At 64.0% G+C, this 20,913-nt stretch carries 14 protein-coding genes; 5 read left to right on the top strand and 9 right to left on the bottom strand.

The genetic code is table 11. The features are described from left to right. The first annotated feature begins 10 nt into the window (after nt 1–10). Complete coding sequence (locus FZ029_RS14895; RefSeq protein WP_149269910.1) at nt 11–223, top strand: hypothetical protein; 213 nt, start codon at nt 11–13, stop codon at nt 221–223. 42 nt (nt 224–265) lie between these two features. On the opposite strand, the gene FZ029_RS14890 is transcribed toward FZ029_RS14895, so the two are convergent. Beyond that, nucleotides 266–739, bottom strand: a complete 474-nt coding sequence (locus FZ029_RS14890) for a ferritin family protein (RefSeq protein ID WP_149269909.1) — start codon at nt 737–739, stop codon at nt 266–268. Nucleotides 740–916: 177 nt separating this feature from the next. Here FZ029_RS14890 and hrpB point away from each other — a divergent pair, with 177 nt between their 5' ends. After that, entirely contained in the window at nt 917–3,475 is a 2,559-nt protein-coding gene (gene hrpB, locus FZ029_RS14885; protein WP_149269908.1) for an ATP-dependent helicase HrpB, read from the top strand. Nucleotides 3,476–3,572: 97 nt separating this feature from the next. Here the strand turns inward: hrpB and FZ029_RS14880 are convergent, their stop codons facing one another. The 4 genes from FZ029_RS14880 to FZ029_RS33305 form a co-directional block, all read right to left on the bottom strand. Continuing rightward, entirely contained in the window at nt 3,573–4,295 is a 723-nt protein-coding gene (locus FZ029_RS14880; RefSeq protein ID WP_149269907.1) for a hypothetical protein, read from the bottom strand. After that, nucleotides 4,258–5,451, bottom strand: a complete 1,194-nt coding sequence (locus FZ029_RS14875; RefSeq protein WP_149269906.1) for a hypothetical protein — start codon at nt 5,449–5,451, stop codon at nt 4,258–4,260. Before FZ029_RS14875 ends, FZ029_RS14880 begins: the two co-directional genes overlap by 38 nt. Before the next feature lie 4 nt (nt 5,452–5,455). Next, nucleotides 5,456–6,328, bottom strand: coding sequence for a serine/threonine-protein kinase (locus tag FZ029_RS14870; RefSeq protein ID WP_188051945.1), 873 nt, complete (start codon nt 6,326–6,328; stop codon nt 5,456–5,458). A 1,135-nt stretch (nt 6,329–7,463) separates the two neighbouring features. Further along, nucleotides 7,464–7,610, bottom strand: coding sequence for a putative PEP-binding protein (locus tag FZ029_RS33305; protein ID WP_211101041.1), 147 nt, complete (start codon nt 7,608–7,610; stop codon nt 7,464–7,466). A gap of 72 nt (nt 7,611–7,682) precedes the next feature. On the opposite strand from FZ029_RS33305, the gene FZ029_RS14860 reads away from it, so the two are divergent. Continuing rightward, the gene (locus FZ029_RS14860) at nt 7,683–8,042 is read left to right on the top strand and encodes a type II toxin-antitoxin system RelE/ParE family toxin (RefSeq protein ID WP_149269903.1); all 360 of its coding nucleotides are present in this window, start codon (nt 7,683–7,685) and stop codon (nt 8,040–8,042) included. Beyond that, the gene (locus tag FZ029_RS14855) at nt 8,039–8,377 is read left to right on the top strand and encodes an XRE family transcriptional regulator (protein WP_149197839.1); all 339 of its coding nucleotides are present in this window, start codon (nt 8,039–8,041) and stop codon (nt 8,375–8,377) included. Before FZ029_RS14860 ends, FZ029_RS14855 begins: the two co-directional genes overlap by 4 nt. Before the next feature lie 151 nt (nt 8,378–8,528). On the opposite strand, the gene ppdK is transcribed toward FZ029_RS14855, so the two are convergent. The 3 genes from ppdK to FZ029_RS14840 all read right to left on the bottom strand — a co-directional run bounded on the left by ppdK (nt 8,529) and on the right by FZ029_RS14840 (nt 17,839). Then, nucleotides 8,529–11,222 (bottom strand): pyruvate, phosphate dikinase, encoded by a 2,694-nt coding sequence (ppdK, locus tag FZ029_RS14850; protein ID WP_149269902.1) that lies wholly within the window; start codon nt 11,220–11,222, stop codon nt 8,529–8,531. A 354-nt stretch (nt 11,223–11,576) separates the two neighbouring features. Continuing rightward, complete coding sequence (locus FZ029_RS14845) at nt 11,577–13,832, bottom strand: EAL domain-containing protein (protein WP_149269901.1); 2,256 nt, start codon at nt 13,830–13,832, stop codon at nt 11,577–11,579. 254 nt (nt 13,833–14,086) lie between these two features. Beyond that, nucleotides 14,087–17,839 carry a vitamin B12-dependent ribonucleotide reductase gene (locus FZ029_RS14840; protein ID WP_149269900.1) on the bottom strand — a complete coding sequence of 1,251 codons (3,753 nt, stop codon included), beginning with the start codon at nt 17,837–17,839 and terminating at the stop codon, nt 14,087–14,089. Between the two features lie 760 nt (nt 17,840–18,599). On the opposite strand from FZ029_RS14840, the gene FZ029_RS14835 reads away from it, so the two are divergent. Beyond that, nucleotides 18,600–19,052 (top strand): PRC-barrel domain-containing protein, encoded by a 453-nt coding sequence (locus FZ029_RS14835; RefSeq protein WP_149269899.1) that lies wholly within the window; start codon nt 18,600–18,602, stop codon nt 19,050–19,052. Between the two features lie 146 nt (nt 19,053–19,198). Here the strand turns inward: FZ029_RS14835 and rpsA are convergent, their stop codons facing one another. Continuing rightward, nucleotides 19,199–20,905 (bottom strand): 30S ribosomal protein S1, encoded by a 1,707-nt coding sequence (rpsA, locus tag FZ029_RS14830; RefSeq protein WP_042694362.1) that lies wholly within the window; start codon nt 20,903–20,905, stop codon nt 19,199–19,201. Nucleotides 20,906–20,913: the final 8 nt, after the last annotated feature.

Raw genomic sequence — 20,913 nt, 5'->3', positions numbered from 1 at the left:
AGACGGATGCATGGCTTCCATCATGATCAAGAAGGCCGGCGAAGGGCTGGTCTCGCAGGCTCACCGCAACGCCGACGTCGGCCCGACCAGCGGCAGCTCGGTCGTCTATGAAATCCAGAATGTGCCGGGCGACGTCAGCGTCGACGACGTGATCGCCGCCTTCAAGACCTACCAGCCGGCCGACAAGGTGTACGAGATCGACTGGTCCGCCCTGTCAAAGTAACCAGGGGAGGGGGCCGCCAACGCCCCCTTCCTTACTTCGTCATCACGCCTGCAAAGCCGGATAGCGCTTGGCCCACACCTCCAGCTGGGCGACATGCTCGGCCTCTTCGGCGGCGAACTCCTCGGCCATCATGCGGACTTCCGAATCGGTGGTGGTTTTCGCCACCTCGGCATAGAAGGCCTGCCCGCGCTTCTCGCTCTCCAGCGCCAGTTCCAGCGCGTATTCCACCGTCATCAGATAGTGCGAGCCTTCCATGGAGGCCGCTTCGGGGCTGTCGCCGTCCGGCCACTGGAAGTCTTCCGGCGCGAGGTCGGGAATCTTGCGGAAGCCCGACCGTTCCCGCGCCTCGGCCAGATGCATGCGCGAGAATTTCGCCATCTGGCCGAAGAAGGCCGCGACCTCCTGGTTGCCATAGGTCTTCATCGCTTCCGACAGATCGGCGAAGCGGTTGGCGGCGTCCTCCTCCAGCGCGCAGGCGTGGGCGAGGAACAGGGCGGCGTCGTGGATTTCGGTCATGGATCCCTTTGATAAGCGAATAGGCCCGACGACCTCAAAACCATACATTTTTTGCGGTCATCGGTCGCGGCCCCTGTCCCCCTCCCCCGCCCCTGCGACCTTTTGGCGCGCGCCGTCCCGTCCGCCTCCCGAAAACCATTGCCTTTCCCGCCGGTTCGCGGCAGCAGACTCCCCCTCATGAGCAAGCCCGCCTTCCCTGCCCTGCCAATCGATCCCGTCCTGCCCGCCCTGCTGGAGGCGCTGGACAGCCGCGGCACCGCCGTGCTGCAGGCGCCGCCCGGTGCCGGCAAGACCACGCGGGTGCCGCTGGCCCTGCTGGAGGCCGGTTGGCTGAAGGGCCGCAAGATCCTGGTGCTGGAGCCCCGGCGCCTCGCCGCCCGCGCCGCCGCCCGCCGGATGGCGTCGATGCTGGGGGAGGCGGTGGGCGAGACCGTCGGCTACCGCGTCCGCCTCGACACCAAGGTCGGCCCGAAGACCCGGATCGAGGTGGTGACCGACGGCCTGTTCCTGCGCCAACTGCAGGAGGATCCGGAGCTTCCAGCCATCGGCGCCGTCCTGTTCGACGAGTTCCACGAGCGCGGCATCGACAGCGACCTCGCCCTTGCCCTGGTGCAGGAGGCGCGCGGGGCGCTCCGCGACGACCTGCGCCTTGTCGTCATGTCGGCGACGCTGGACGCCGCCCCCGTCGCCACCCTGCTGGCCGACGCGGACGGCCCCGCCGCGATGGTGACCAGCGAGGGCCGCGCCTATCCGGTCGAGACCCGCCACCTCGACGCCCCATCGCAAGGCACCCGCATCGAGGACGCCGTCGCCGCCGCCGTCCGCCGCGCCCTGCGCGAGGAGCCCGGCAACGCCCTGATCTTCCTGCCCGGCGTCGGCGAGATCCGCCGCGTCCAGTCCCTGCTCGACCAGTCCGACCTCGGCCCAAACACGATCATCGCCCCGCTCTATGGCGACCTGTCGGCCGACGCGCAGGACCGCGCGATTTCCCCCACCCCGCCCGGCCAGCGCAAGATCGTGCTGGCGACCTCCATCGCCGAGACCAGCCTGACCATCGAGGGCATCCGCATCGTGGTCGACAGCGGGCTGATGCGGGTTCCGCGCTTCGACCCGCGCGGCGGCATGACCCGTCTGGCGACGGTGAAGGTCAGCCAGGCCTCTGCCGAGCAGCGCCGCGGCCGCGCCGGCCGTCTGGAGCCCGGCGTCTGTTACCGCCTGTGGCCGGAGGCGACGCACAAAGCGCTGGCCCCCTTCACCACGCCGGAGATCGAGGACGCCGACCTCGCCCCGCTGGCGCTGGAGCTTGCGGTGTGGGGAGTCTCCGACCCCGCCACCCTGTCCTGGCTCGACCAGCCGCCGGTTGCGGCGATGGCCCAGGCGCGCGAGCTGCTGACCGGCCTCGGCGCACTCGACCGGTCAGGCGCCATCACCCCGCACGGCCGCCGCATGGCCGGCTTCGGCGTGCATCCACGTCTGGCCCACATGATGCTGGCCGGCAAGGCGATGGGCCAGGGCGCGCTCGCCTGTCTGGTCGCGGCCCTGCTGGGCGAGCGCGACATCGTCCGCAGCCAGCCCGGTTTCCGCGACGCCGACCTGCGCCTGCGTGTCGACCTGCTGCGCGGCGAGGAGCGCGGCGGCCAGGGTGCGGCGCGCGGACTCAGCGTCGACCGCGGCGGCGCCCAGCAGGCGGTGAAGCAGGCGCGGCAGTGGCGCCGCCAGCTCGGCGTGCGCGACGACGACGCGATGGACTCGAACGCCGTCGGCATTCTGGTGGCGCTCGCCTATCCCGACCGCATCGGCCAGCGCCGCCCCGGCGGCCAGCCCGGCGGGGTGGCGGCGCAGTATCGCCTGTCGGGCGGGCGCGGCGCCTATTTCCAGGATGCCGAGCCGCTGTCGGCCGAGGAGTGGCTCGCCATCGCCGACCTCGACGGCGCCGCCCGCGAATCGCGCATCTTCCTGGCCGCCCCGGTCACGCTGGCCGATCTGGAGGAGAGCTTCGCCGACGACATCCGCACGGAGACCATCGTCGCCTGGGACGCGCGCGAGCAGATGGTGCTGGCACGGCGCCGCCGCATGCTGTTCGCTCTGATCCTGAAGGACGAGAAGCTGGCCAAGCCGCCGGCGGACGCGATGACCGCCGCGATGATCGAGGGCATCCGCGCCCTCGGCCCCGCCTGCCTGCCCTGGACCGACGAGCTGCGCAAATGGCGCACCCGCGTGATGTTCCTGCGCGCGCGGGAGGGCGACGTGTGGCCCGACCTGTCCGACCCGGCCCTGATGGACGGTCTGGAGGAGTGGCTGGCCCCCTTCCTCGACGGCGTGTCGCGCCGCGCCCATCTGGAGCGCATCGACCTGTCAAGCGCCCTGCGCGCCCTGCTGCCCTGGGAGTTGCGGACCCGCCTGGACGCCGAGGCCCCGACCCATGTCGAGGTGCCGAGCGGCTCCCGCATCCCCATCGACTATGACGGCGAGGAGCCGGTGCTGGCGGTCCGCCTGCAGGAGATGTTCGGCCTTGCCGAGACCCCGCGCATCGCCGGCGGCCGGGTTCCGCTTCTGCTGCACCTGCTGTCCCCCGCCCGCCGCCCGGTGCAGGTCACCCGCGACCTCGCCAGCTTCTGGGCGAATGCCTACAAGGCGGTGAAGGCGGATTTGAAGGGCCAGTACCCGAAACATTACTGGCCCGACAACCCGCTGGAAGCCGAGCCGACCGCCAGGGCGAAGCCGAGGGGGCGGTGAGATGTGATCTTGATCTACGAATGATCAGATTATGCCCTCACCCCCTTGTGCCAGAATCCACAACACATAGAGGATAACCATTGACTGCGATAATATACTACGTTCCTGCCGCAAGACGTATAAGGACATCAGCTGCGAGGGAGTAGCTTCTTGGCTTCTGTTTCCTGGCCCTTATTGCCTCGGTCAAAGCCATCCTTTCTGGATCAAATAGCAACACCCCAATATTGTTTCGGTAAAATACTTCCTTGTTGCAATCTATCAGGCTTTTCTTTCCTATCGGGAAAACACAATACGATTTCGTTGCATATGATTTCGCCTGAAGAGCTTGATATATCGCTCGCTTCCAGTTCTGTAGCTTAACCTCGAAAAAGTATATTTCTGCATTTGGAAGAGAGAAATCATTCTTAACAAGAGAACCACTTTCTGTTTTCCGAATAACGCCAGCAGACAAAAGAGAGCTAATCGCACTAATTACAACGCCGCGAGCATAGTTGCTCGATGAAGCGATGTAATCTTGTCGCCTGGGAGATCTATCTTTTAGCTTAGAAATAACTTCTGCCACAGGACCTCTAGGGAGACCCAATAACTTCTCACGAATCATTATCCTTTCTTTATCCCAATCTCGACAAACGAGACCTACAAAATCTGCTACGCCGACCGGAGCCGGAAACTCACGCACCACAGCATCAAAATTTGGTACATTCGATTTCCGGCCCGCCCTGCTTAGGTAGCTCTCGAATAAATCCGAAAGGAATAACTCAGTAATAGAGCTATCACCTCCATTAGACCTTAGCTCTTCTTCTGAAGTCTTCGACACCATCTTTCCACTGTAGGATATGCGTATTGCCCGAAGCTGCAGCCAATATGGCGCCAGTTTGTGAAATACGTTGATACACCCCAACTGCGGTTCGAAGCAACCTAGCTAGTTCATCAAGCCTCTGAGCGCCAACCGGCATAGTCTCGAGATGCTTTACACCCTTTGAAAGAGCGTGCCAGTGATGAAGAGCAGAAATATCGTTTGGCCATGCAACGGAACTTAAAGGCCGGCTTGCCATCGCACGATCATAGTTAGTTCCTGTCAGCACCTGAGGAAGCAACCCAACCCTTGCAATCTGCTCAAGATCAGGGTTAATCATGATAGAATTTAACAATCCTAGCGAAGAATAACGCGGCCTTGGCTGGCGACCTCCGGTTGATTGCTCATATCGTCCCCAAGTGAAGCGCCGAAGTCCGAATTGCCATCCGCAGGCAGTCCCGGTAGAACCAGCGGCATGCAGTGGCAAGGAGATGTAGTCTGAATACCCATGATACACTTGGTACCCGTTCAAATCACCTAGAATGTAACTGAGATACATCAAACCAGATACGGCCTCAGACCTCATCTCCTGATTATAATCAGCAACTTCGCGCCTTACAATAAAGTAAAATCCATCACATTCTAGGTCTGTCACAATATCTAAAAAATCATCGAGCTGGACAGCGTTTCGGCAGGCTTGCTCACTGATAACAAAAGAGATAAGCAGAGGACGACCATCTCCACTCTGCTGATGGTCATGAATAGCAGCCCCTGCCATACTAAGTGCCACCGAGCACCAACGATCCCCAAAAACGTCAAACGCAATAGTTGGAGCACAAATATGGGTACTCGCCAACGAACGTTGATGGTTCATAACGCTGGAGACCATTGCTGAAACAGCAGCAGGAGCAACAAAATCACGGTAAGTTAGTTCAGACTGAAAATAGGCGTACTCGCCCAATTTCCCTAATTTTGGATTCACAACTGTAGATGCATAAAATTGTGGATCAACGAAGACCGTTGATTGGGGATATTCTTGGCGAAGCCGATAGACATATGACGCTAGATTTCCAGGCGCCTCATCACGGGGGCTTAGAATGACTCCCTGTATGTGCCCCGCAGAAAGTCCGCGCTCGATCTTATCGGACTTCCCATAGCCATGTTGAGCAAGCATCACCATCAATTCACTCCTTTTCACAAGCAGCCAATGCCCGCATCAGTAAATCTGGATTTTTAAATCTTGAATGTTTTCTTTTTGACAAAAGACGCATGATAATATTTTCTATTTCCCCTGATATATCCGGGTTTATTGATGTTATGGGAAGCGGTTCATCGCGAAGAATGCTGGATATGATATCTCCTCGTCTCATATTTTCCTTTTGGATGAACGGATGATGTTTTGTTGCGCATTCATAAAGAACAATTCCTAATAAGAACAAATCAGACCGACAGTCGGTATCACGCTTTGAATCCGGAATTATACACTCAGGCGCTATATAGCCTGGTGTATGAGGGACAAATCCTGTTGCAGTCAATGAAACATCTTCAAGGTCAAATGCTATACCTGGGTCTAGAAGAACATACTCTCCACTCCTTCTGCGCTTTATATTTTTTGGTTTTATATCTCTATGTATACACCTGATTTTCCAAAGATCATCAATAGCGGACGCTATCCCTATTCCTGCCTTAATAATTTCGCCATTTGTGAAATTGAAACTTGTCTTCAGAAGATCATGCAGCTCTTGTCCATCAATAAATTCTTCTGAAAAAACGACAAGGGATTGGTTGTTGATAGATATACGTTGCAAATCAATAGGCCCTAGTTTTGGTAAACTTCGAGTTTGAGAACATCGGAGAATATCAACCTCTCGCCGTGCCCGCTCAAAAACGTCGTCTACGCTATCTTGCTCAAAACTATTCTCTTCTTCTTCTGGAAAATTTTCCGATTGAAGCACCTTAACTACATAATCTATTCCATCAATTTTACACGGGAAAACAATTTTCTGCCCTCCTATGAAAGGATTCCCAACTGCTTCCACGAATGGAAAAAGCTGCACGAGATCCTTTCCCGAAATATTTGGTGGCGACATATCTATCCCCAATTACCAAACAGGATTTATCGGCATAGATATAGCTGCATTTTTGCGCACATTGAAGGGGTTTATACATCTTTAGCGTACATATGCTGCATTAGTCGCGCTAAAAATGTGGTTTTCCCAGAGCGAGATATGCATAGAGGCTCAATCTGCCACATCCTCACACCCTGTATAGCCACTCAGCGGCTTCCTGCTCTTGATAGAGTAGCTATGCCTCTCACAAATCTCTGAACCGGGCCATTCCACGCCCAACGCATATATTGAATGATGGAGATGCCCTATGGCCGAGCCAGAGACCGCACTTGAACCGACCGACGACGATGGGCTGACACGCGCCGTTGCCGAGGCGCGAGTACAGGTTGCCGCCGGTCGGACGGTTCCTCTGCGCAACGTTACCGACTGGTTGGACAGTTGGGGCGCGGCGGACGAACCTCCTGCGCCGTCATGGAAGTAATCTTCGCTCCGGCCGCCATTGCCTGTCTGATCGCGGTTCGCCACTAGATTGGCCATTTCCAATCCCGCAGCAGTTCGATGCATGGCTCTCCGTCTCAGAAGTGCTGCGGAAAGCCTCGCTGAATTTCCTGACCGTGGCCGTCTTCGGCGGGACGGTGCGCGGGAACTGGTAGGAATCCCCCTTTTGTCACCGTCTATGACGCGGCGCCGTCCCGCGTCACCATTCTGCGCGTCTGGTATGGGGCACAGAAGCGCCCCTGACGCAGCCCCACCGGCAAACCGCCATGCCTTTTCCACGCCCCCTTACCGCCGACCGCCATCCATGATAGGACTATAAGCCTCAACCGCCCGAGGAGTGTCCTGCATGCATCGCCAATGGTGCCACGCCCCCTTGCGCCCGTCCTTTCGCGCCCCCAGCCTCGCCGGATGGAACAGTGAACAGCCCCCGCAAAACCGTTCCAACCTGTTCCAAACGTTCCATCCGACCGCCACCACCCATGCCCGGCGGCGCCGCGTGGAACAGTGAACAGTCCGCCGAACCCTGTTCCACGATGTTCCAGCCACCCACCTTCGCCCCCAAAACGAAACGGCCCCCTTCCCTTGCGGGAAAAGGGCCGAAGTCGTTTCAGCTACCCAAAGCGGCTCAGTCGCGCTTGACCGTGTCGCTGTTCAGCGCGGCCTGGGCGGCGGCGAGGCGGGCGATCGGCACGCGGTAAGGCGAGCAGGAGACATAGGTCAGCCCGATCTTCTCGCAGAAGGAGATTGAGGCCGGGTCGCCGACGCCGCTCAACGGCTTGCGGACAATAGGCTCCGCGCTATATCTCCATTGCCGGAAAATAGCCCGAAGCCTATATTTCCTCCGATGCACACCGTTCTCTTCCACACCGCGTTCGCGGCCGAATTCCGGGCTCTGCCGCAAGCCGTGCGGATCGACCTCGCTGCCGCGGCCAAGGTGCTTGGGGAGCGTGGCCCGGCGCTCGGCCGGCCCCATGTCGATACGTTGAACGGTTCCCGGCATGCGAACATGAAGGAGTTGCGGTTCAGGTCGAATGGCGGGGTGTGGCGCGTCGCCTTCGCCTTCGATCCGACGCGCAACGCCGTCGTGCTGGTTGCCGGCGACAAGAGCGGGGTTTCGGAAAAGCGGTTCTATGCCTCGCTGATCGCCACCGCCGACAGCCGCTATGACGACCATCTCTCCGACCTGAAAGGAGCCAAGCCATGACGGCGACGATCCCGTTCGACCAGATCCTCTCCGAGATGACCGACGACGAGCGCGCCGCGGTGGATGCACGGGCCGCCGGGATGCTGGCCGAGATCGACGGATTGGCGGAACTGCGCCGGCTGGCGGAACTGACCCAGGGTCAGGTTGCCGAAACCCTGAACGTGAAGCAGCCGACCGTCCACCAGATCGAGAAGCGGACCGACCTGTATCTGTCCACCCTGCGGCGCTTCGTGGAAGCCGCGGGCGGGGAGTTGGAGTTGCGGGTTTCCCTGCCGGGAAAAGGGGCGTTCAAGCTGACGGGCATCGGCGAGTTGACCTCCGGTTCCCAGCGCTGAGCCGTCTATGGTGTCCCGCCGGATGGAACAGTGAACACTCCCCCGAAATCTGTTCCACGCTGTTCCACCCGCCCAACGCCACCCCCAAAACGAAACGGCCCCTTTCCCTTGCGGGAAGAGGGCCGAAGTCGTTTCAGCTAGCCGAAGCGGCTCAGTCGCGCTTGACCGTGTCGCTGTTCAGCGCGGCCTGGGCGGCGGCGAGGCGGGCGATCGGCACGCGGTAGGGCGAGCAGGAGACATAGGTCAGCCCGACCTTCTCGCAGAAGGAGATCGAGGCCGGGTCGCCGCCATGCTCGCCGCAGATGCCCAGCTTGATGTCCGGGCGAACCTTGCGGCCGCGCTCGGTGGCGATCTCCACCAGTTCGCCGACGCCGGTGACGTCCAGCGACTGGAACGGGTCCTGCTCCAGGATGCCCTGGCGCTGGTACTCCGGCAGGAAGCTGCCGGCGTCGTCGCGCGACAGGCCCAGCGTGGTCTGGGTCAGGTCGTTGGTGCCGTAGCTGAAGAACTCGGCCGACTCGGCGATCTCGCCGGCCTTCAGGGCCGCGCGCGGGATCTCGATCATCGTGCCGGTCAGGTACTCCACCGTCACGCCAGTCTCGGCCTTCACCTGCTCGGCGGCACGGTCGATCACCGCCTTGAGGATGTCGAACTCCTTCTTGGTGATGATCAGCGGGATCATCACTTCGGGAATGACGGCCTCGCCGGTGGTCTTGGCGACCTCGGCGGCGGCGGCGAAGATGGCGCGGGCCTGCATCTCGTAGATCTCGGGGTACGAGATGCCCAGACGGCAGCCGCGATGGCCCAGCATCGGGTTCGCTTCATGCAGCTGGATGGTGCGGTGGCGCACCCGCAGCGGATCGGTGCCGGTGGCCTGGGCGACCTCCGCCATGTCCTCTTCGGTGTTCGGCAGGAACTCGTGCAGCGGCGGGTCGAGCAGGCGGATCGTCACCGGCAGGCCGGCCATGATCGTGAACAGCTCGACGAAGTCCTTCTTCTGGAAGGGCTCCAGCTTGGCGAGCGCCTTGCGGCGGCCGGCCTCGTCCTCCGCCAGGATCATCTCGCGGACGGCCAGGATGCGCTCCGGGTCGAAGAACATGTGCTCGGTGCGCGACAGGCCGATGCCCTCGGCGCCGAACTTCCGCGCGGTGCGGGCATCCAGCGGGGTTTCGGCGTTGGCGCGGACCTTCATCCGGCGGATGCCGTCGGCCCAGCCCATCAGGGTGGCGAAGTCGCCCGACAGTTCCGGCTGGATCGTCGGCACCTCGCCCAGCATCACCTCGCCGGTGGAGCCGTCGATGGTGAGGATGTCGCCTTCCTTCACGGTGACGCCGCGGACCGCCATCTGCTTGGTCTTGTAGTCGATGCGCAGGTCGCCGGCGCCCGACACGCAGGCACGGCCCATGCCGCGGGCAACCACCGCCGCGTGGCTGGTCATGCCGCCGCGGCTGGTCAGGATGCCGCGGGCGGCGTGCATGCCGTGGATGTCCTCAGGCGAGGTCTCGATGCGGCAGAGGATCACCGACTCGCCCTTGCCGGCCATCTGCTCGGCCTCGTCGGCGGTGAAGACCACCTTGCCGGACGCGGCGCCGGGGGAGGCCGGCAGGCCCTTGGCGATGACCTTGCGGTCGGCCTTGGGGTCCAGCGTCGGGTGCAGCAACTGGTCGAGCGAGGCCGGATCGATGCGGCGGACCGCCTCGTTCTGGTCGATGACGCCCTCGTTCGCCAGATCGACGGCGATCTTCAGCGCCGCCGGGGCGGTGCGCTTGCCGTTGCGGGTCTGCAGCATGAACAGCTTGTTCTGCTGGACCGTGAACTCGATGTCCTGCATGTCGCGGTAGTGCTTTTCCAGCTTGAGGCGGACCTCGTTCAGCTGGTTGAACACCTCCGGCATCACCTCCTCCATGGCGGGGAGGTCGGACTTGTTGGCGATCTTGCCGGCGATGGTCAGGTGCTGCGGCGTGCGGATGCCGGCGACGACGTCCTCACCCTGGGCATTCACCAGATACTCGCCGTAGAAGGCGTTCTCGCCGGTCGACGGGTTGCGGGTGAAGGCCACGCCGGTGGCGCAGTCGTTGCCCATGTTGCCGAAGACCATGCACTGCACGTTGACCGCGGTGCCCCAGTCGGCCGGGATGTCGTGCAGCTTGCGGTAGGTGATGGCGCGGGCGTTCATCCAGGACCCGAAGACGGCGCCGATGGCGCCCCACAGCTGCTCCTGCACATCCTGCGGGAAGGGCCGGCCCAGCTCGCGCTCGACCGCCTTCTTGTAGTCCTCGATCACCGCCTGCCAATCCTGGGCCGACAGGTCGGTGTCGAGGTTGTAGGACTTGTCGCGCTTGTGGTTGTCGAGGATGTCCTCGAAATGGTGATGCTCAACGTCGAGCACGACGTTGGAGTACATCTGGATGAAACGGCGATAGCTGTCGTAGGCGAAGCGGCCGTCGCCCGACCGCTTGGCGAGACCGGCCGCGGTCGCGTCGTTCAGGCCCAGGTTCAGGACGGTGTCCATCATGCCGGGCATCGACGCGCGGGCGCCGGAACGGACCGACACCAGCAGCGGGTTGACCGGATCGCCGAACTTGGCGTCCATCGCCTGTTCCAGCCGCGCGATGGCGGCGTTCACCTGCGCCGTCAGCTCCGGCGGATAGGAGCGGCCGTTGGCGTAGAAATAGGTGCACAGCTCGGTGGTGATCGTGAAGCCCGGCGGAACGGGCAGGCCAAGATTGGCCATCTCGGCCAGATTGGCGCCCTTGCCGCCCAGCAGGTTCTTCATATCGGCCCGTCCTTCGGTGGCACCGGCCCCGAAGCTGTAGACCCACTTGGATTCACCCTGGCTCGCCATCGCGGAATTCCTCTCGCCCCATGGTCGTCCGGCATGCGGGTGCTCCCCTTGTGCTCCACGGGCGATCCACCGGGCGGGTCTTTTCCGCTCAGCGAAACGCCGTGGTCAGTTTGCTTGACCGCACATGCCGCTGAGTGGACCTTCTATCGCCCCAAACGTTGGGACACAAGACAGTCGCGTGGTCTAGAACGGGATGACCTGCGCTTTGCCGGCAAAGGAGCGTTGCGACTATATCGTATTGCCGGATCCCCATTACTCCGGCGGAACCGCATAAGCACCGATTCGAATGGTGAAATGCGGTCGAAGTACCCCGTAAATCCAAAGAAAAACGGGACCATTTCCACTGCAAATGTTTCAGATGCTGAAGCAGGCGTCGGCCGGACACTCCACCCAGTGCTTGCCCTCCCCTGCCAGCCAGCGGACCAGCGCATCGGCCGGCATCGGCCGGGCGAAGCGGTAGCCCTGGCCGATGGCGCAGCCCTCCGCCTCCAGCATGAGGTGCTGGGCCTCGCGCTCCACCCCCTCCGCCACGACGGTCAGCCCCAGCGCCTCGCCGATCTGGATGATGGCGCGCACCAGCGGCCGGTTGGCGGCGTCGATGTCCAGTTCCTTGACGAAGCTGCGGTCGATTTTCAATTCGCCGACGGGGAAGCGCTTCAGGTAGCTCAAGGACGAATAGCCGGTGCCGAAATCGTCGATCGACAGGGTGACGCCCAGCGCATGCAGGGCATCCAGCGCGTCATGGACGCCGACCTCCTCCGTCATCATCAGCCGCTCGGTGATCTCCAGCGTCAGGTCGTTGGCCGGGATGCCGTTGGCGGCCAGCGCGGCACGGACCTGATCCGGCAGATCGCCGCGGGCGAATCGGACGGCGGAGACATTGACCGCCAGCCCCGGCACCGGTACCCCCGCCGCACGCCAGCGGCCGAGCTGCGCCACCGAAGTCTGCAGCACCCAGCTGTCCAGCCGGTCGATCAGCCCGCATTCCTCGGCCAGCGGCACGAACTCCACCGGCGACACCGCGCCCCAGCGCGGGTGGGTCCAGCGGATCAGCGCCTCCACCCGATGCAGGCAATGCGGCTTCAGTCGGACCTGGGGCTGGTAATGCAGCTCGAACGGAGCCTCCTCGTCCGGGCAGCCGGCCTCCTGGCGGTCCAGCGCCTCGCGCAGCGCCGCCTCCATCTCCAGCCGGCGCACCGCCTGTTCGTTCATGTCGCGGCGGAAGAAATGGCAGCGGTTGCGGCCGGCCTGCTTGGCCCGGTACATCGCCGCGTCGGCTTGGCGCAGCAGCGTGTCGAAATCCATGCCGTCGTCGGGATGCACAGCGATGCCGATGCTGGCGGTCGGGGTCAGCGTCAGATCGGCGACCGTCAGCGGCACCGACAGGGTGACAAGTACCCGTTCCGCCAGCAGCGAGGCATGGGCGGCGTCGCAGCCCGGCAACAATGCCACGAACTCGTCCCCACCCAGCCGGGCCAGCGTGTCGCCCTCGATGAACAGCAGCTCCAGCCGGGTCGCCACCTCCACCAGCAGCCGGTCGCCGACCGCATGGCCCAGCGAATCGTTGATGGTCTTGAAGCGGTCGATATCCAGGAACATCAGCGTCACCGGCTGCCGCGTGCGTCCGGCCAGCGCCAGTGCCGCGGTGGCGCGGTCGGCCAGAAGCTGGCGGTTGGGCAGCCCGGTCAGCGTGTCGAAATAGGCCAGCCGGTTGATCTCCGCCCGTGCCCGGTCATGTTCGATGGCGAGCGCGCACAGATGCACGCAGGCTTGCACCAGTCGGCGATGGAAGGGCGCGGCGGGACGCGGCTCGCGGTAATAGAGCGCGAAGCTGCCCAGCATGCGGGCGTCCCGCCCCTTGATCGGGTTGGACCAGCAGGCGGCCAACCCATGGGCGAGCGGAATCTCGCGATAGGGTGCCCAGCGCGGGTCTTCGGCGATGTCGACGGACATCGCCGCCTCGCCCTGGCTCATCGCGCTGCCGCAGCAGCCGACGTCCGGACCGATGGCCAGCCCGTCGATGGCGTTGGCATAGACGGCGGGCAGCGACGGGGCCGCGGCCACCCGCATGCGGTTCTCGGCGTCACGCAGCATCACCGAACAGGCGACCTCCGGCGCGCAGGCCTCCACCTGCCGGCAGAGGAAATCCAGGACCTGCTTCAGCGACCGGCCCGCGGCCACCAGTTCCAGAACATCCTGCTGCAGGCGTGCCACCGCCTCCGCCCGTTCGCGCTCGTCGAAATCGCGCATCTCGCACAGAAGCAGGACGTCGTCGCCGTCGGTCAGATGCTGCCAGTGCAGATCGACCGGGACCGGATCGCGGCGGGGAACGCGCAAGGCACCGGTGCCGGGCGGTGGATGGTCGTTCTCCTGCGCCCCATCCCACACCGCCTGCCAGTCACGGCCACCGAAATCGAGCAGGCCGGGCAGCGGGCGGCCGATCAGCGCATCCAGCGGGACACCGGCCAGCCGGGCGAAACCGGGATTGGCGCCGACGATGGTGCCGTCGGCCGATGTCCAGACCAAGGCCGCGCTCCATTGCGCGGCGGTCGCCCGCAACAGGCGATCGGACGGCAGGCGGTCGTCCAGCGCGGTCCCGGCCGAATCCATGACCCCTGATCCCTCCGGACATGCTTCGGGAACGCCGCGCCGGCGCCCCGGGGGAGTCAGCTAACATGAACACACGCGGCGCGGTCAAGGCCCCTCATGATCCGGCCATCCTGTTGCATCCACACAAGAATGGTTCCAAACAGCGCGCGGCGATTTTGTTCGTACACAAGCAAAAGGGAGGAAGCGGTTTCCCGCTCCCTCCCTTTCATCGTTCATCGTCCGGCGAGGCTCCCGAGGGAGCGCTCTGTGGAGGATCAGCTGCAGCCGGTGGTCGACCCGCAGCTGTCGCACTTCAGGCAAGTGCCGTTGCGGACCAGGGTCATGTTGCCGCACTCGCCGCAGGGATCGCCCTCGTAACCGCGGGCGCGGGCCTCGCGGATGCGGTCGAAGCGCTGGTCGCTGGTGCTGCCGCCATAGGCCGTGCCGGTGGCCGCGGTGGCGGCGACATGGCCCTGGGCGGTGGCGGCGGCGACCGCCGGGCTGGCCGCCATGGCAGCCTGGACGGAAGCCTGGGTGCCGGCCGACGCGGTGACGCTCACGGCAGCCGTGTCGGTGCCGGTGGCGGCGAAGGCCGCCGCGGCGCTGGCCCGCTGGGTCTGGCCACCCGTCTGGCCACCATGCAGGACGCGCAGGTTGTTGCGGACATAGCCGGTCGACGCGATGCGGCGGACGATGTCGGACGGCTGCACCTGGGTGTCCGGCAGGTCGCCCTGCTTGTCGCCGCTGCCCACGGTGAAGGGCACCAGATCCTCCGGCGTGGCGTGCGCCAGATCGGTGCGGTTCAGGTAGGAGATGGCGATCTCGCGGAAGATGTAGTCGATGACCGAGGTCGCCATCTTGATGGTGTCGTTGCCGGTCACCATGCCCGACGGCTCGAAGCGCGTGAAGGTGAAGGCCTCCACGAACTCCTCGAGCGGCACGCCATATTGCAGGCCGATCGACACCGCGATGGCGAAGTTGTTCATCAGCGACCGGAAGGCGGCGCCTTCCTTGTGCATGTCGATGAAGATCTCGCCCAGGCGGCCGTCCTCATACTCGCCGGTGCGCAGGTACACCTTGTGGCCGCCGACGTTGGCCTTCTGGGTGTAGCCCTTGCGGCGGTGCGGCAGACGCTCGCGCGAGCTGCTCTTCCGCTCCACCACCCGCTCGATCACCTTCTCGACGATGCGCTCGGTGATCATTTGGGCACGGGCGGCGGCCGGCGCCTCGATCACCGCCTCGACCGCCTCGCCATCCTCCTCGTCGTCGAGCAGGGCGGCCTGCAGCGGCTGGCTCAGCTTGGAGCCGTCGCGGTACAGCGCGTTCGCCTTCAGGCCCAGGCGCCAGGACATCAGATAGGCGTCCTTGCACTCGTCGACCGTCGCCGTGTTCGGCATGTTGATGGTCTTGGAGATGGCGCCGGAGATGAAGGGCTGCGCCGCCGCCATCATCGTGATGTGCGATTCCCAGGACAGGAAGCGCTTGCCGATGCGGCCGCAGGGGTTGGCGCAGTCGAACACCGACAGATGCTCGTCCTTCAGGAAGGGGGCGCCTTCCAGCGTCATGGCGCCGCAGCAGAAGGTGTTGGCCGCCTCGATCTGCGCCTTGGTGAAGCCGATGTGGCTCAGCAGGTCGAAGCCCGGAGCGTCCAGCGTCTCGGCCGGGATGCCCAGCGTCTGGGTGCAGAAATCGGCGCCGATGGTCCAGCGGTTGAAGACGAACTTGATGTCGAAGGCGGTGGCGAGGTTGCCCTCCAGCCGCTCCAGCAGTTCGTCGGTGAAGCCCTTGGCCTTCAGCGACTCGTGGTTCACGCCCGGCGCGCTCTTCAGCGTGCCGTGGCCGACGGCGTAGAGCGCGATCTCTTCGATCTGGTCCGGGGTGTAGCCGAGCGTCTTCAACGCCTCCGGCACCAGCCGGTTGACGATCTTGAAATAGCCGCCGCCGGCCAGCTTCTTGAACTTCACCAGGGCGAAGTCGGGCTCGATGCCGGTGGTGTCGCAGTCCATCACCAGACCGATGGTGCCGGTCGGGGCGACCACGGTGGCCTGGGCGTTGCGGTAGCCGTGGGCCTCGCCCAGTTCCAGTGCCTCGTCCCACACGCGGACGGCGGCCAGAGCCAGTTCCTGGTCCGGGCAGAGGTCGGCGACGAAGGGCACCGGCTCGACCGCCAGCCCCTCATAGCCGTTCATCTCACCGTTGGCGGCGCGGCGATGGTTGCGGATGACCCGCAGCATGTGGTCGCGGTTGGCCTCGAAGCCCGGGAACGGCCCCAACTCCTGCGCCATCTCGGCCGAGGTGGCATAGGCGACGCCGGTCATGACGGCGGAGATGCCGGCGCAGTAGGCACGGCCTTCATCCGAGTCGTAGGACAAGCCGGACGCCATCAGCAGGCCGCCGAGATTGGCGAAACCCAGACCCAGCGTGCGGAACTCGTAGGAGAGCTGGGCGATTTCCTTCGACGGGAACTGCGCCATCAGCACGGAGATTTCCAGCACGATGGTCCACAGCCGGCAGGCATGCTCGAACGCCTCGACGTCGAAGGAACCGTCCTTCAGACGGAACGACATCAGGTTCAGCGACGCCAGATTGCAGGCGGTGTCGTCGAGGAACATGTACTCCGAGCACGGGTTCGAGGCGTTGATGCGCCCCGAGGCCGGGCAGGTGTGCCACTCGTTGATGGTGCTGTCGAACTGCACGCCCGGATCGGCGCAGGCCCAGGCGGCGTAGCCGACCTTGTCCCACAGGTCGCGGGCGCGGACGGTCTTCACCACCTTGCCGTTGGTGCGGCCGATCAGGTTCCAGTCGGCGTCGTCCAGCACCGCCTGCACGAACTCGTTGGAGATGCGCACGGAGTTGTTGGAGTTCTGGCCGGAGACCGTCAGGTAGGCTTCCGAATCCCAGTCGGTGTTGTAGGTCTTGAACTCGATGGAGGTGAAGCCCTGGCCGGCGAACTGGATCACACGCTGGATGTAGTTCTCCGACACCTGATCCTTGCGGGCGGCGAGGATCGCCTTCTTCAGCTCCTTGTTCTCCTTCGGGTCCAGGCCCGACTGGGCGGCGGCCATCACCGCCGTCAGGTGCTTCTGGCAGATCTTGGAGCCGGTCACGAGCGCCGCGACCTTCTGCTCCTCGTTCACCTTCCAGTCGATGTAGCCTTCGATGTCCGGGTGGTCCATGTCCACCGTGACCATCTTGGCCGCACGGCGCGTGGTGCCGCCCGACTTGATGGCGCCGGCCGCGCGGTCGCCGATCTTCAGGAAGCTCATCAGGCCCGACGACTTGCCGCCGCCGGCCAGCTTCTCGCCCTCGCCGCGCAGCTTGGAGAAGTTGGAACCGGTGCCGGAGCCGTACTTGAACAGGCGGGCCTCACGCACCCACAGGTCCATGATGCCGCCCTCGTTGACGAGGTCGTCGGCGACGGACTGGATGAAGCAGGCGTGCGGCTGCGGATGCTCGTAGGCCGAGGCGGACGAGGTCAGCAGGCCGGTCTTGAAATCGACGTAGAAGTGGCCCTGGCTCGGGCCGTCGATGCCGTAGGCCCAGTGCAGGCCGGTGTTGAACCACTGCGGGCTGTTCGGGGCCGCCATCTGGGCGGCCAGCATGAAGCGCATCTCGTCGAAGAAGCTGCGGGCGTCGGCCTCGGTGTCGAAATAGCCGCCCTTCCAGCCCCAATAGGTCCAGGTGCCGGCCAGGCGGTCGAAGACCTGGCGGGCCGAGTTCTCACCGACGAAACGCTTTTCCTTCGGCAGCGCGGCCAGCTTTTCCTGGTCGGCTTCCTTGCGCCACAGCCAGGACGGAACGGTGTTCTCTTCCACGGCGCGGAGCGCGGCGGGAACGCCGGCCTTGCGGAAATACTTCTGCGCCAGGATGTCGCTGGCGACCTGCGAGAAGTTGTCCGGCACCTCGATGCCGGTCTGCTGGAAGACGATCGTTCCATCCGGGTTGCGGATCTCGCTGGTCGCCTGGCGGAAGCCGAGGCTGGCGTAGGCGTCCTGACCTTCGTGCGTGAAACGACGCTCGATCCGCATGATGAGACTGTCCCCTGCTTGGAGCACGCCGCGGCGCGCTCGAATGGAAATGTGGTGCGACCCGTACCGATCCGAAGCGGCCGGCGGTTCTGTCCGCCGTCCAGCCCGTCAACGCAGATGGCGCCGTACAAACAGGGGCCTCTTGCCCGACTGTCCGCCGTCGCCGCTGTGCTGCCGGGACCGGGGCCGCCGCTTGAGGCCGGCCGGGTCACGTGGGCCGCATCCTAGCCAGCGCGACGGGGCCAAGCAAGCCCCACTCTGCTAGATATTGTGGTTGACATGACCGAACCCCTCAAAACCTTGATCTTGTGGTGTTCAACCCGTTACCGGGGATCCTGTTCCCGCCCGCCAAGCAAATTTTTTGGGGGAGGCGGCGGCTGGGCCGCATCGCGGCCGGAAGGCACCAACTGTGGGCACTCAATGGCCGCCGGTGCCGAAGATGACCGGGGCACCCCCGATTAGAGCGCAAAACGCGCCCGACCGCCAGAGCTTCCTTGCAGTGAAAATCAACATGTTGTTGCTAATATGCCGTTGTACCCACCACCGATTCGCCACGGGGCGACTCGGACCAAGCCGGCGGAATCCCAGGGGCGACTCGAAAAGGCACACCATCCCCACCCCCGAGTCGCCGCCGGCCCGCCCAAGGTTCGGCACGGAAGAGGGGTAGGGACGGCCATCCCGCAACTAATTCATGCGTCCCCGGTTGAGGCGCATGGAGCCAAGGTGGATCCCGCGTGATCCTGGGGGAGGAGAGGCGCCCATGTTGAAGATCACCCACAAGATGTGGTTCACGTTGCCCGCGCTGACACTGCTGGTCGGCCTGGCGACTCCGCCGGGGGCCATGGCCCAGACCGTCATCATCAACGGTTCGACTCCGGCCGTCGGCGCGACGGTGGAGCGCAAGACCGGTCCCAGCGTCGACCAGTTGATGAACCGCAACGTCGTCGGCGCCGACGGGTCGAAGATCGGCACCGTGACCGACGTGATCCTCGACGACAAGGGCGAGGCCCAATACATCGTCATCCACTCCGGCGGCATTCTGGGCTTCGGCGGCAAGGACATCGCGGCCGACCTGACCCTGGCCGACCTGCGCACCGGCAGCGAGGCGATCCGGCTGCGCGAGGTGACTGCCGCCAGCGTCCGCGACATGCCGGAATTCCGCTACGACGACAGCATCACGTCCCTGACCCGCAGCCCGGAGCCGCAGCGGTAACAACCGAATGGAACAATGAAAAAGGCCGCGCCCCAACCGGGACGCGGCCTTTCTCTTACCCTTCCGGGAGATCGCGAGCACCCTCCCCTGCTCTCGGCGGACCGAAGGTCCGTCCGATCACCGCAGGGGAGGATGGCCTCAGACGATCACTCGTCGTTCTGCTGCTTGCGCTTCAGAGCGGCGCCCAGGATGTCGCCCAGCGAGGCGCCCGAGTCGGACGAACCGAACTCGGCCATCGCCTGCTTCTCTTCCTCCATCTCGCGAGCCTTGATGGACAGCGAGATGCGGCGGGAAGCGCGGTCGATCTGGGTGACCTTCGCGTCGACCTTCTCGCCGACGGCGAAACGGTCCGGGCGCTGTTCGGAACGGTCGCGGGACAGGTCCGACTTGCGGATGAAGCCGGTGTAGCCCTCGCCGACGGTCACTTCGATGCCGCCGTCCGTCACCTGCGTCACGGTGCAGGTCACGACCTCGTTCTTCTTCAGGCCGGCGGTGGCCGACTCGAACGGATCGCTGGCCAGCTGCTTGATGCCGAGGCTGATGCGCTCCTTCTCGACGTCGACGTCGAGAACCTTGACCTTGACGCGGTCGCCCTTCTTGTACTCGGCGATCGCCTCTTCACCCGACTTGTTCCAGTCGAGATCGGACATGTGGACCATGCCGTCGATATCGCCCGGCAGGCCGACGAACAGACCGAACTCGGTGATGTTCTTGACTTCGCCTTCCAGCTCGGTGCCAGGACCGAACTTGTCGGTGAAGGTCTCCCACGGGTTGTCCAGGCACTGCTTCAGGCCGAGGCTGATGCGGCGCTTCTGCGGATCGACGTCCAGGACCATGACCTCGACTTCCTGCGAAGTCGACACGATCTTGCCCGGATGGACGTTCTTCTTGGTCCAGGACATTTCCGACACGTGGACCAGGCCCTCGATCCCCGGCTCCAGCTCCACGAAGGCGCCGTAGTCGGTGATGTTGGTGACGCGGCCCTTGAACTTCGCGCCGACCGGATACTTGGCCTCGACGCCTTCCCACGGGTCGGCTTCGAGCTGCTTCATGCCCAGGCTGATGCGCTGGGTTTCCGGGTTGAAGCGGATGACCTGGACCGTGACGGTCTGGCCGATCTGCAGGGCTTCCGACGGATGGTTGATGCGGCGCCACGCGATGTCGGTGACGTGCAGCAGGCCATCGACGCCGCCCAGGTCGACGAACGCACCGTAGTCGGTGATGTTCTTGACGACGCCCTGGAGGATCTGGCCTTCCTTGAGGTTGGCCACCAGCTCCGAACGGGCCTCGGCGCGGCTCTCTTCGAGCACGGCGCGACGCGACACGACGATGTTGCCGCGCGAGCGGTCCATCTTCAGGATCTGGAACGGCTGCGGGGTGCCCAGCAGCGGGGAGATGTCGCGGACCGGACGGATGTCGACCTGGCTGCCCGGCAGGAAGGCCACGGCGCCCGACAGGTCGACCGTGAAGCCGCCCTTGACGCGGCCGAAGATGACGCCGGTGACGCGGGTCTGGTCGTTGAACGACTTCTCCAGCAGGGCCCAGGCCTCTTCGCGCTTCGCCTTCTCACGGCTCAGCATCGCTTCGCCGTTCTTGTCTTCCATCCGCTCGAGGTAGACCTCGACGGTGTCGCCCGCCTTCAGCTCGGGCGGCTGGCCGGCAACGGCGAATTCCTTCAGCGCGACGCGGCCTTCCGACTTCAGACCGACGTCGATGGTGACCATGTCGTTCTCGACGGCGACGACGCGTCCCTTGACGACCGTACCTTCGAGCGACTCGGCCGCGCCCAGCGACTCTTCGAGCAGAGACGCAAAGCTTTCCTTTTCGACCGTGCGGGCCAGTGACTGTGCCATTGAAACTC

The sequence above is a fragment of the Azospirillum sp. Sh1 genome (assembly GCF_008365135.1).
In the GTDB taxonomy this organism is placed as follows: domain Bacteria; phylum Pseudomonadota; class Alphaproteobacteria; order Azospirillales; family Azospirillaceae; genus Azospirillum; species Azospirillum oryzae.
This window is presented reverse-complemented; position numbering and strand designations above follow the sequence as displayed.

Bases quoted from the DNA above. Each gene is read 5' to 3' on its own strand.
- FZ029_RS14895 (WP_149269910.1), top strand. From the start codon at position 11: ATGGCTTCCATCATGATCAAGAAGGCCGGCGAAGGGCTGGTCTCGCAG.
- ppdK (WP_149269902.1), bottom strand. From the start codon at position 11,222: ATGGCGAGCCAGGGTGAATCCAAGTGGGTCTACAGCTTCGGGGCCGGT.
- FZ029_RS14840 (WP_149269900.1), bottom strand. From the start codon at position 17,839: ATGCGGATCGAGCGTCGTTTCACGCACGAAGGTCAGGACGCCTACGCC.
- rpsA (WP_042694362.1), bottom strand. From the start codon at position 20,905: ATGGCACAGTCACTGGCCCGCACGGTCGAAAAGGAAAGCTTTGCGTCT.
- FZ029_RS14835 (WP_149269899.1), top strand. From the start codon at position 18,600: ATGTTGAAGATCACCCACAAGATGTGGTTCACGTTGCCCGCGCTGACA.
- FZ029_RS14845 (WP_149269901.1), bottom strand. From the start codon at position 13,832: ATGGATTCGGCCGGGACCGCGCTGGACGACCGCCTGCCGTCCGATCGC.
- FZ029_RS14875 (WP_149269906.1), bottom strand. From the start codon at position 5,451: ATGGTGATGCTTGCTCAACATGGCTATGGGAAGTCCGATAAGATCGAG.
- FZ029_RS14860 (WP_149269903.1), top strand. From the start codon at position 7,683: ATGCACACCGTTCTCTTCCACACCGCGTTCGCGGCCGAATTCCGGGCT.
- FZ029_RS14880 (WP_149269907.1), bottom strand. From the start codon at position 4,295: ATGGTGTCGAAGACTTCAGAAGAAGAGCTAAGGTCTAATGGAGGTGAT.
- hrpB (WP_149269908.1), top strand. From the start codon at position 917: ATGAGCAAGCCCGCCTTCCCTGCCCTGCCAATCGATCCCGTCCTGCCC.
- FZ029_RS14855 (WP_149197839.1), top strand. From the start codon at position 8,039: ATGACGGCGACGATCCCGTTCGACCAGATCCTCTCCGAGATGACCGAC.
- FZ029_RS14890 (WP_149269909.1), bottom strand. From the start codon at position 739: ATGACCGAAATCCACGACGCCGCCCTGTTCCTCGCCCACGCCTGCGCG.